The following is a 12162-nucleotide window of genomic DNA, read 5'->3' on the forward strand; positions in this document are numbered from 1 at the left end:
CCACACCAAGGAGGAACCGACATGAACACGAATGCGACAAAGAAAGAAGTGCTGGAAGCCTATCATTTTAGACATGCCGCGAAAGCATTTGACCCAACCCGAAAAATATCCGAAGAAGATTTCCGGTTTATCCTGGAAACAGGGAGATTATCGCCTAGCTCCAACGGTCTTGAGGCATGGAAATTTCTAGTCGTGCAAAATCCGGAACTTAGGGAAGAGCTTCGGCCGTTCGCTTACGGCGCGTACAATCAACTGCCGACCGCGAGTCACATGGTCGTTATTCTTGCTCGTAAAGGACTTATCCCGGAATCCCCTTATATTTATGAGCAGTTGACGAAAGTTAAAAAATATCCCGCCGAAATGGTGCGAAACAACGTGGGAGCATGGCACGATTTCTTCGATTCGTTCCATCTCGATAACGAACGAGCGAGAACGGCTTGGGCTTCTAAGCAAACGTATATCGCATTAGGGAATATGATGACTTCCGCGGCGATGATCGGAATCGATTCTTGTCCGATCGAAGGCTTCGTACCTGATAGAGTCAACGAAATTTTGGCACAACGAGGATTGCTCGGAGACGACGAGTACGAAGTAAGCGTGATGGTCGCTTTCGGTTACCGGGCAAAAGAACCGCGTGATAAAACAAGAAGAACGATGGAGCAAGTATCCGAATGGATTCTGTAACGTCCGTAAAGCCATGACCATGAACAAACCATTAATTAACATATAAACAAAGGACGTGACGATATGTTGAAGAGCAAAACGGTTCAAACAAGTTTGATTTTGGGATTAGTTATGCTAACTATTATAATTTCGGGATGCACGGATCAAAATAATAAGGCACAGCAAGCAGCAGAAGACCAGCAAGCCGTGCAAATCACTGAACTTGAACAGAGATATCAAAACTTAGAGGACGTTGAAGAGATCAAAAAATTGAAGGCCCGTTATTTCCGTTTTATCGATGAAAAAAAATGGTCGGATTTTGCCGAGCTTTTTACACCTGATGCCAAAATTGAAATCGATGGCAATGTGTTTACCGGCGGGGAAGCATTCGCAAACGGGGCAGGAACTGTCATCGGTGCGGCCCCTACGGTTCACCAGGGACATATGCCCGAGATTGATTTGATCGATCGGGACAACGCGAAGGGAATGTGGGCAATGGAAGATATGTTGACCTACCCTGCCGTTAAGGACGCTCCACCGGGGCATGATGGGTATGGATCATACAGCGAAACATATAAGCGCGTGGATGGCGTTTGGAAAATTAGCAGCTTGGTTCTAACCAGATACCGAATGGACCCTCTCGCTAACTGGGATCCTAGTACAAATCCTATAACTGGGAAGTAACTTGAAATCTTTATTTTTATTATCAATTGATCGCTAAATATCATAATGGGAAAGAGCGTAGCATCGTGTGGGCTGCCAATCTGGCGGCCCTTCAGATGCCGAGGAAGTTTGGCTTGGTAATCATGATGAATGATACGTATGAAGTCAATGTATCAATATAGTAAGTACAGGAATGCGAAGAAATTTCGATGGCAACCCTAGCGATTTATGTAGGGTTGCTTTTTTTGCTGTTGGACAAATGGCGGGTAGAACGATGCGCCAAAGGAGGGGAGTACGGACGGAGGCGAGAATCACGATTATTCGAGTTTCGTATTTCCTTCGTTCTGAATAATCGTTTTCACTTTTAAATTCAATCGCAGCTTGGGCAAGTACTCGGTTCTCCAATGGCGCAGCTTGGTTCGAGGTATTTTGTTTCTATAGTACTGTCCCAACCCAAGGATATCGGCTTCACGAACTTGCGTTTTGCGAAACATACGATTAAACCGCTTCGTGAGGATTTCTTTCAGTTCTTGCTTAATGACCTCCGACGAAACGCTCCCTTTCGTTTCCAGAATAGAAACTTTCATTGTGATTTGAACATCCAGGTAGGGGGTATCTCGTATAAGTTTACTGTGATGATGCATCGAGCTTTTTAAGACCAGAACGCTCGCTTTGTCCATGACTTCGATTTTCCCTTGCGCACTTTGTCCGGTAAAAGAATTGAAAAGCAACGTTTCTTCCGGGGTGATTTGATCAATCATTTTTCCGTTCTTAATGATGGCCGAGCCCTCGTAATCGATTGTTCCGCTCTTTCCGGATTTTATGACAGGGATAGCTATGTCTCGGGTATAAGAATGAATACTTCTGTATACTTGCCATATGTGCGTTAAAGCCATCTGAGGGTTCCATCCCGCATTTTTCTCAAAGCAATCGTAAAGCGTCGTCCCCTTGGGCGACATGGATTTTTTCACGAAATCGAAAAAAGGACCCAAATCTTCATTGCAAATAGCAATGATTGCTTTCGGGGAAATATCCCTTGACCTCATGAAACTGGAGATGCTGTCCGTAAGGCCTTGTTGGGCGTATCCTTTTTCGATGAGTATTAGTTTCAGATGAAGCAGATCGACGCTGCTTTCCATTCTCTCGCTGATCTTATCCACGGCTTCGTTAATGGTTTTCCCCGATTGTTTTATGATTCTAATATTAGTTCCGTTCGATTGCGGTTCAGGAATTTGCAGTACAACGTCATATAAGTTGTCATGGTACGCAAGCCCCATGGTCACGGGCAACGAGCGGTGATCGATGTCTCTGTTGTCCCAACAACCGCATAGAACCCCTAAACATCCGACAATGCTTGTAATTCTCCATGCATGTTTAATCGATTGCCCCATAGCTCGATCTCCTTTTCATTCGCATTCCCAAAAAATAAGTCGAAAGCGGTACGGTAAGCAAGATATAAAATCTTAAGTATGTACTCCACCAAAAGATCTTCTCAATGTCTTTCCAGTTCGGAATCGCTAAGCAAACGATAAAAACGAATAGCGGAATCGCTAATAATAAATACAGGGGTTTCACAAATGGAAAACTCTGGTTCACGACCCGCATCGTGGACCAAATCGAAATCGACATAAGAATCATTAGAAAGGAAGTCAAGCTTAATAATAGAAATATCGTAATCCGGTCAAACATTACCCACGTGATCGAAATCGTATCAAGCGAGATAATAAACGGAAAGTAGAATGTGGATGCCGTAGCTTTGCCAAACGTCATTAACGGGATATATACGGAGAAAACTAAGAAGGGCAGTAAAGCCAAAGCCGCAATCATGATGAACTTCTTTCGATAAGCAACATAGGGCTGAACGAAGCCTAGGAACAGGAACCCTCCAGCGCATACAAAAAAACTTGTCAGGAAACTAGGGGCGGTTAGAAATGAAGCATCGCTTATCAGAGGGAAAACATAGCGCCAGTCGACATTTTGAAACGAAGCCGAGAAGAAAAATAATATGACCGGAACATTGATAAAGCTGAGCAGCACGCTGGTTCGTAAGATGGATGTGATGCCTTGAAAAGCTATATAGGTTGAAATCGCTAAGAACAAGAGCATGATTGCCCAAAGCGGCGTGCTGGATAAGAAAACAATCGTCATGATCTCCGACAAAGTACGAACCGCGATGATGCATACCATTAAGAGATATACAGCCATCGGAAGCAAGATTAAGAAGGGCATTCCTTTGCCGATTCCCAAGCAAAGGCTAATGATATCCTTTTTTCCTATGTAACCGAGTCCTGTAGTATAGAGGTGCAGGACAATGATTTGCACGATGAAGCCGAGGAGGATCGGAATCCAGTGACCGTCTTCCGTACAGGCGATTATATCTCCGGGATACAGAAAGAAAATAAGCCCGAGATTTGAAATAAAGTAGGTCAAGGCGACTTGCCAGCTTCTATCCATGATTGATTTCGTCCTTTTCTTTGGATAAGCCAAGAAACGGGATCCCGTAGGTATTCAAACTCGCTATATAAGCGCAAATCAATACCAGCCCTTCCAATATCCCGAGCACTCCGAATATGGCTGCTAAGACCACGATGACGTATTTTGATATTCTAAGCGCTAATGACTGCTGTAGACCGACGATCGTCGAATTCGCAATGGTAGTCGCCGCAAGTATGATGATGAGCAAATTACTGACCAGCTTGGCTTGCACGACGGCTTGTCCGAGTATGATTCCGCCGACCATGGTTATCGTTGGTCCTATATTTTTGGGTAATCGGATGCTGGCTTCGAGAATCAATTCAAGTACGAAAAGCATGAGAATGATTTCGATGATCGCCGGGTATGGAACGCCTATCCGGGTCTGCGCAATCGATAGTGCCATTTCGATTCGAAGCACTTCGGGGTTGACCGAGACGAGGGCTACATAGAGTCCCGGTAAGATTATGGTGACAAATGCACCCAAGACACGTAAAACGCGCAAAAAGTACATCAACGGCAGGGAGAGGTTACGATCGCTGTCGAGACAGAAGACGTCCCATAGTATACCGGGGATGACTAATGCGTTGGGAAGCCTGTCCACGAATAGAATGGCTCGGCCTTTTCTTAGAGAGTTAACCGCTTCTTGCGGCAATTCCGTTTGATTGAAATTCGAGATCAGACTCCATGAAGAGAAACCAAACACTTTTTTCGACAGCTGCTGCAGGTTCGCGGTTTGTTTATGTTTGTTTTTTTCGATTTGGTCGATGAGTTTATGGATTAGTCCCCTATTTGCGCGTCCTTCGTAGTAAACGAGAGAAAGCTGCGTGATTTCATCGCTGCCGATTTTAAAGGATTTTACCCGCAGGTTGTCGGTGAGAAGCTGTTTCCGTACGATACCGATATTGGTTTCGATATCCTCGGTAAACGAATTTAGCGAACCAAGAAATACGTTTTCATTGGTTGGCGATTCAACAGCACGATTGAGCGGTTTTGGAGCAGGCTCCATAATGACATAAGAATCGTCTTTTTCGAAGTATATCAAGAGCTTCCCCTGCAAGAGACAGGTTATGGCATCATCGACAGCCGTACTATTTTGAATATCGCCCAGTATATTCTTGAACTCATCAACCGTGAGGTTGGCATCTGCGGCGGCTTTGATATAAGTTTGTAGACTTAATTTGGTACGTACTACGTCAATCAACGAATAAAAACCCATTCGTACGATTGGCGTGTCGAGAAGTGTCTCTTGGAGATAGAAGAAGTCATCGTTGTTGCCAAATTTAAGTTGTAGTTGCTTCAGAAATGTGTTTATCGCTTTTCACCTTCTACAATGATTTAGATAGTGGGAGTATCTCCCCTTAGAAAGAAGAATATACAATCGGACCAATTCGTTCCTATCGGTTGCACCGATCAGAATTCGATTGGCGTCGATCAGCAAATCTTATCGTGAAATAATCCAAGAAATAATAGATTCATTACATAGCCGCTTATGCAAACGATTGACATACTAATGTAGAAATGAGTTAATTAGCTGCGGCAGGTGATAGGGACATGTATAAGGTACTTGTGGTGGACGACGAGCCATTGATGCTCGAAGGCTGGAAAACGATGGTGGATTGGCACGCTTGCGGATACGAATTGTGCGGCACGGCGACTGACGGCGAGGAGGCGCTTGCCTTAATCCGTGCTTGCGATCCGGAACTTGTCATCACCGACATCCGGATGCCTGTTCTCGATGGAATCGGGCTGATTCGGGCGATGAAGGAAATGGGACACGGCGCCAAAACGATAATTGTAAGCGCTTATTCGGAGTTTTCCTATGCTCAACATGCACTTCGCTATGAGGTAGACCGATACGTATTGAAGCCTCTTATGACGGATGAAATTCACAGCCTGCTGCTCGATATGGCAGCTTCATTGGAGGAATGCAGGCAGACGGCGGCGTCTTCCCGCAAGATGCAGGCAGACGCTGCCGCCGACGCGATCGTCGGCTTGCTCGGTAACGGAGGTCCGGCGGCTGCCGATACGGCTGCGCGGCTGCTTGGCGTAAACGAACGAACGCGCTTCCGTCTGATGGCGGCCGAGTCGATCGGTGAAAGCGGCGAATCTGAGTCTGGCAAAAGTCCGATTGCCGTTCTGATGAAAACACTGACCGAGGCATTAATCATTGACGGTATGCGAGCCTGGATATTCGAGGAGTCGCCGGGCCTGGCAGGGCTGCTGATTATAGATAACGATCTGAACGAGGAACAATTCGAAGTCTGGTTGGAAGAGACGGTCGTCAAGAAAGGCTGGCCGCCTCAAGAGCTGGCATTCTACTGCAGCGAAACTGCAATCGGGCTCCACTCTGTGCCGAATCTCTACCGGCAGGCGCTGGAGATTCGGAGCCGAGCGTTGCTTGGCTCGAAAGCAGGCATCTATAGTTATCGAGAAAGGAAGGTTACCGGCCAATGGAACTTGGAGGATATGACGGCTTATGTGAGGGCGCTGCTTCAAGCGATCGAGTCCAATGATCTGCCGGGCATCGACCGCTCCGTGGATGAACTGGTCGGACTGTTCGGCAAGAGCGGGGCAGAGGAAAGCTTGATGCAGACCGCCGTTCGTCATTTTCGCGGCGAGCTGCTTCGGCGATACGCAGAACGGGGAGCAACCCACAGGGAGGCTTCCGAGTGGCTGCATCAACTGCTGGACGGGACCGAATCAGCCGATATAGCTTCGTGGACAAGCACTTCGTTGAAGCGGTTGTCCGTGAAGGCGACCGAGCAGTTTACGGTGAAGGAAAAGCCGGCCCGGGCGAACAGCAATGCCATAACGGAGGCAATCGACTACTTGAAGCAGCATTACCGCGAGAAAATTCGACTTCAGGAGCTGGCTGGCCGGTTCCATCTCAATCCGACTTATTTCGGGCAGCAGTTCAAACGGGAGACTGGTCATAGCTTTCACGACTATATCCACCGCCTTCGGTTCGATGAAGCCTGCAAATTGCTTCGCAGAACGGATATGTTGGTGTCAGAGATTGCAGCGGCACTCGGTTATCACGATACGGAATATTTCACCACTAAATTTAAAGCGCTTTCAGGGGAATTGCCCTCCACTTATAAATCCAAACGACAAGGGTGATCTGGATGCGAAGTCAACCTGCAGTTCTAAGCGTCGTCAACGACATTCCGCTTAAATACAAATTCCTGCTCATTTATTTGTTATGCGTGCTCCTTCCGATCCTAACGATCAACATCTTCTTTTATCAGCAGAATTCCGCGGATATCAAAATTCGAGAAAAGGATAACTTGCATAAATCGATCGAACGGGCATCCGGCGAACTGCTGGGCATGATCGACGAAAGCGTCGCTCTCAGCCGTTCACTCGCAGGCGATGATTCGCTCTACAATGCACTTGATCACGCGTACATGTCGCCGGCCGACTACTATGAAGAATACGATGACTTTCTGCGGGATAGGCTGACCCGCTACATGTCTCCGAATATTTTGGAAGTTCGCATGTATACGACTAATAGCACCATACAGACAGGGGCAAACTATCATGTGATCGGCAGCGTCACTGAGGATCTTCCTTGGTTGGAGCAATTAAACCGATCGAACAAGGATATTCTTGTCGTTGCTTATAGTGAGAAAGACTTCCATCTGACCCCGGCGAAACGAATCAGTGTCGTCAGCAAGATGCATACCTTTCCCTCCTATTCCAAATATGACAAATACTTGAGGATCGACTTGAACATCGATAAGATGGACAGCATTCTGAATCGCGAACTTGACAGCCTGCAGCTGAGACTTATCAACGACCGGAACCAGGTTGTTGCCGCCAGTGCGGGAATCGAAGGTTCCGAGAATTCGCCCGTTCCGTCACTCTCGGATACTGCCGTAAGTTCCGGGTACGCGATGGAGGAAGCGATCGGGAATTACAGCTATATGCAGGGTTGGAAGCTAGTCGGAATCGCGGATACCCGGCACATTGACAGTTTGCTTCATAACGCCCGGCGCTCCATCATATGGCTGGCGATTATTAGTACGGTAGTTCCGTCCCTGCTTATTTTCATTATCCTTCGTTCCTACCACTATCGGGTAAAGAAGCTGTCCAGACATATGGAGAAGTTCCGCAATGAAAGGTTTGATCTGCTCGACATCCGGGAAGGGCGCGACGAGATCGGGAGTCTGATTCGCACCTTCAACGTCATGACGGGGAAGATTACTTCGCTCATCAACGATGTCTACAAGCTGGAAATCAAGCAAAAAGATCTTGAACTGGAGCGGGTGCGTACGGAGCTGTCCATGCTGCATAACCAGATGAATCCGCATTTTCTGTTCAATACGCTTAATGGGCTGCTGGTCGTCTGCACGAGGAATGGCTATTCCGACGTGGCGATGATCATTAAAAACTTGTCTCTGCTCATGCGGCAGCTGCTTAGCCGGTCGGAAGACCTCGTGCCGCTTCGGGAGGAGCTGGAATTGACGACCATGTACTTGCAGATCGAGACCTTCCGTTTCGGCGACCTGTTCGAGTATTCCTTCGACATCGATCCAAAGGCGATTCAGCTGTACGTTCCGCGAATGAGCATTCAGACGCTCGTCGAGAATGCATGCAAACACGGGCTGCAAGCCCGTAAGGACAACCGTTCGATCAAAGTGACCGCGAAACTGACCGAGCGAGCGTTGGAGATTAATGTCATCGATAACGGCGTGGGCATGGAGGAAGCGAAATTGAGACAGCTGATGGAGAACGTGAGGTCGGATAAGGGGATGGATGGCCATGTCGGTATCCGAAACGTCTACCGGCGGTTGGAACTGTATTACAACGAGAGCGTCTGGTTTCGGATCAACAGCGATCCCGAAAAAGGGACCGAGGCAGGCTTTCATATTCCGCTCTCGCGGCTTGAAGCCATGCATGAAATAAAGAAGGAAGTGTGAACATGTACAAAGTGCTGCTGGCCGATGACGAACCGCTTGCCTTAGAAGGGCTAAAGATCATGGTCAATTGGGAAAAGTGGGGCTTTCGGGTCGAGGGATTGTGCCGAAACGGCGAAGAAGCGATCGAACACATCCGCCTAAACCCGCCCGATCTAGTCGTTACGGACATTCGCATGCCGGTACTGAACGGGCTCGAACTGATCGAGGAGACGCGTCGCTTGGGTAACCGCTCCACCCTCTTTGTCATCGCAAGCGGCTACGATGATTTCGATTACGCGAGACAGGCGATGAGTTTAGGCGTCAAGCATTACTTGACCAAGCCGATCATTGAGGCCGAGGCGGACGAGGTGCTGGAGCGGATGCGCAATGAACTTATCGGGCGGGAAGAACGGCAGCTCATGCGCACCGGCGCGGATCGGTATGCCGTGAGGCAAGCGTTGTCGATGCTTCTCTTCGGCGGCGAGGAAGCGAATCGGCAGGAACTGATGCGGACGCTGAATCATCTGTCCAGCCAGGCGTCCAATTGGACGTACGTGCAAGTGTGGACAGGGGAAGAAGTTCTGGGCAGTGCCCGCGAGATCGCCTTGCGCATGGCCGAAGAATACGGCCGCAGCTATTTAATCGATAGAATGGGAGGTTCGTTCGGGCTCGTGCTCGGCTCGGATCAACCGGACAATGAAGAAGTTAGCGCATTCGCCGAGCGTCTGCATGCAGCCATGCGAGCCGCAATATCCGGGCGAATCGAAATGGCAGTCGGCTGCGATGTCGATGATCTGAACAAGTTGTCAACGTCCTGCCGCAGCGCCATCGAGGCAGCGCGGTTTCTTTTTTTCGGCGGTACCCCCATCGTTCATTACGCGAAAGTCCAGGGTCAAAAGCTGTCCTTCGAGCCTATGGAGCTGAAGGCGGTGGACAGCGTCGTCGAGACCATGGAGAACGCTCGTCCCGAGGAACTTGCGTCTGCGATCCGGGAAGTGTTCCGCACGTTCGAAGAGCGCATGGTTCAGCCGGAGCTGGTTCGCATCTTCGAGACGCAGGTCATGCTGGCTTGCGCGTCTCTTGTCAAGCAGCTAGGCGGAAACCCCGATGAAATGCACCTGTTATGGGATTCGATCTCCGATGCCGATCGCGGCAAGCATCTGCAAAAATCGGCGGAGACGTTGATCGCCTTCTGCCTGAAATGCCAAGCTGCCGTACACGAGCTGCAGGAAATGAATTGCGGCGGCACGCCGGCGAAGGTGGCGGACTTCTTGCGCCGCCATTATAAGGAGACGTTCACGATCAAGGAGATCGCGGAGCAATTCTATATCAACCCCGTCTATTTAGGCCAGTCGTTCTCGCGCAAATACGGCATCGGCATTCTCGACTTTATTCACGATCTTCGCATCGAGAAAGCGAAGCAGCAGCTCCGGGAGACGAACGACGCCTCGTGGGCGATCGCCGAAGCGCTCGGCTATCGCGGCTATCAGCATTTTCTGAAGCAGTTCGAGAAGCGGCTTGGCATGAAACCGTCCGATTATAGGCTTCATTGCTCCGAGTGATCCCCGGTTATTCTGTAACTCGCGGCCGGCAACTTAAATTATGGGGGCATGGAACTTAAATCTGATTATGTTGCAAGCGCATACATTTCTCCATAATGGAAGTAGCAAGTCGAACCGAACTTAGAGGAGGAGCAATACATGGGGGTTATAACAAGAAAGCGCCTTTGGGGCTCGTTGTCGCTTGGGATTGCGCTTAGTCTCGCGCTTGCCGGCTGCGGCAATAACAACAACAGCAGCAACAACAGCAGCAAAAGCAATACTGCAGCGAATCAAGGGACGACGGATCAGGCAGCCGGTACGGCAAATACCGATAGCGGTTCTAACGCAACGGCATCCGACGATTTGAAACCGATTACGATTTCGGCTTTCATCGGCTCGCCGAACCAGCAGCCGACTGCGGACAATCGGATTTACAAGAAGATGCAGGATGAACTCGGCGTCAAGCTCAACATGGAATTCCTGGTCGGCGACTTGCAGCAGAAACTCGGCGTCATGATCGCCGGCGGAGAGTATCCGGATCTGATCACTGCCGATCCGAAGCTGGTAACGGCCAAAGCGGTCGTTCCGCTGGAGGATCTGATCGACAAATACGGGCCGCACTTGAAAGAGCATTATGCGAACTATTGGAACCAGATGAAGGATTCCAGCGACGGCCATATCTATTGGCTGCCGAACTATGGCGCCTATACCGGGGATTTCCTTGCAACCAATTATTCGGGACCGGCCTTCTGGATCCAGAAGGATGTGCTCAAAGATGCGGGCTTCCCGACGCCTAAGACGCTGGACGATTATTTCAAACTGATCAGCGACTACGCCGCGAAGCATCCGAAAACGGTCGACGGTCAGCCGACAATCGGTTTCACGACGCTTGCTTACGACTGGCGGACGTTCCCGCTGACCAACGCGCCGGAGCACCTGAGCGGCCACGCAAACGACGGCGGAGTCGTGGTCGACAACGGAGTCGCTTCCGTATTCGCGACGCAAGATATCGCGAAGACTTATTACAAGAAGCTTAACGATATCTATAACCAAGGCTTAATGGACAAAGAAGCCTTCGTTCAAAACTATGACCAGTACATCGCTAAGGTCTCTACAGGCCGCGTGCTCGGCATGTTCGACCAGCACTGGAACTTCCAGGACGGCGAAAACGAGCTGATCTCGCAGAATAAGATTGGCGAAACGTATGTTGGCTTCCCGCTGACGTACGATGGCGTTACGGATCACTACCTGGACCGTCCCGTTCTCAACTTGAACAACGGCTTCGGCATCAGCAAGGATGCGAAGGATCCCGTGCGCATCATCAAGTTCCTCGACGCGTTAATGACGGAAGACTGGCAGAAGACGCTGTCGTGGGGTGAGAAAGGCGTCGACTACGAAGTGGACGCGAACGGTAAATTCACCCGTACGCAGAAAGAGCGCGACGAGCAGAATGATCCGACTTGGAAGCTGGCCAATAAAGCCGATGCGTTCTACGGTTACGCGCCGAAGATGGAAGGCACCTTCACCGACGGCAACGCTACGTCGGCGGGAACTCAGCCAGACGAGTTCTACGCCTCGCTTAAGCCGCAGGATAAAGAAATCCTGGACGCCTACAAACACAAGACTTGGACGGAATTCTTCACGCCTGCGCCGGAGAATCCGGTCGCTTATCCGGCCTGGAACATCGATCTGATCGACGGCTCGGATGCATCGGTAGCAAACAAGCAAATGACGGATGCTACGCTTAAGTATCTGCCTCAGGCGATTATGGCGAAGACGGAGAAATTCGACACTGTCTGGGATCAGTACGTGAATGCTTACAAGAAGATCAACGTGAAAGCGTACGAAGATCGGATCAACTCGCAAATTCAGTGGCGGACCCAGAACTGGTCCAGCAATTAACCGAAGAACCGATAGGC

General features: G+C 49.5%; 9 protein-coding genes. 6 read left to right on the plus strand and 3 right to left on the minus strand.

Annotated features, from left to right (window positions below):
- Positions 1-21 precede the first annotated feature (21 nt).
- Together GZH47_RS24255 and GZH47_RS24260 are read left to right on the plus strand one after the other, a co-directional pair.
- A complete protein-coding gene (locus tag GZH47_RS24255; protein WP_162643599.1) occupies positions 22-684 on the plus strand; it encodes an NAD(P)H-dependent oxidoreductase in 663 nt (220 codons plus the stop codon).
- A gap of 63 nt (positions 685-747) precedes the next feature.
- Entirely contained in the window at positions 748-1347 is a 600-nt protein-coding gene (locus GZH47_RS24260) for a nuclear transport factor 2 family protein (RefSeq protein ID WP_162643600.1), read from the plus strand.
- A gap of 296 nt (positions 1348-1643) precedes the next feature.
- On the opposite strand, the gene GZH47_RS24265 is transcribed toward GZH47_RS24260, so the two are convergent.
- The 3 genes from GZH47_RS24265 to GZH47_RS24275 are packed head-to-tail and all read right to left on the minus strand — an operon-like array spanning position 1644 to position 5113.
- Positions 1644-2717 (minus strand): Ger(x)C family spore germination protein, encoded by a 1074-nt coding sequence (locus tag GZH47_RS24265; protein WP_162643601.1) that lies wholly within the window; start codon positions 2715-2717, stop codon positions 1644-1646.
- Positions 2701-3780, minus strand: coding sequence for a GerAB/ArcD/ProY family transporter (locus GZH47_RS24270; RefSeq protein WP_162643602.1), 1080 nt, complete (start codon positions 3778-3780; stop codon positions 2701-2703). The genes GZH47_RS24265 and GZH47_RS24270 overlap by 17 nt, the downstream gene beginning before the upstream one ends.
- Positions 3773-5113: a spore germination protein gene (locus GZH47_RS24275; protein WP_162645405.1), complete on the minus strand. Its 1341-nt coding sequence runs from the start codon at positions 5111-5113 to the stop codon at positions 3773-3775. The genes GZH47_RS24270 and GZH47_RS24275 overlap by 8 nt, the downstream gene beginning before the upstream one ends.
- A gap of 239 nt (positions 5114-5352) precedes the next feature.
- Between GZH47_RS24275 and GZH47_RS24280 the strand changes: the two genes are divergently transcribed.
- The 4 genes from GZH47_RS24280 (at position 5353) to GZH47_RS24295 (ending at position 12145) form a co-directional block, all read left to right on the plus strand.
- Positions 5353-6921 carry a response regulator transcription factor gene (locus tag GZH47_RS24280; protein WP_162643603.1) on the plus strand — a complete coding sequence of 523 codons (1569 nt, stop codon included), beginning with the start codon at positions 5353-5355 and terminating at the stop codon, positions 6919-6921.
- Positions 6922-6926: 5 nt separating this feature from the next.
- On the plus strand, positions 6927-8723 hold the full coding sequence (locus tag GZH47_RS24285) for a sensor histidine kinase (protein WP_162643604.1): 1797 nt from the start codon (positions 6927-6929) through the stop codon (positions 8721-8723).
- A gap of 2 nt (positions 8724-8725) precedes the next feature.
- Positions 8726-10264: a response regulator transcription factor gene (locus GZH47_RS24290; protein ID WP_162643605.1), complete on the plus strand. Its 1539-nt coding sequence runs from the start codon at positions 8726-8728 to the stop codon at positions 10262-10264.
- A 138-nt stretch (positions 10265-10402) separates the two neighbouring features.
- On the plus strand, positions 10403-12145 hold the full coding sequence (locus GZH47_RS24295; protein ID WP_162643606.1) for an ABC transporter substrate-binding protein: 1743 nt from the start codon (positions 10403-10405) through the stop codon (positions 12143-12145).
- Positions 12146-12162: the final 17 nt, after the last annotated feature.

The organism is Paenibacillus rhizovicinus (assembly GCF_010365285.1).
Taxonomy (GTDB): Bacteria; Bacillota; Bacilli; order Paenibacillales; family Paenibacillaceae; genus Paenibacillus_Z; species Paenibacillus_Z rhizovicinus.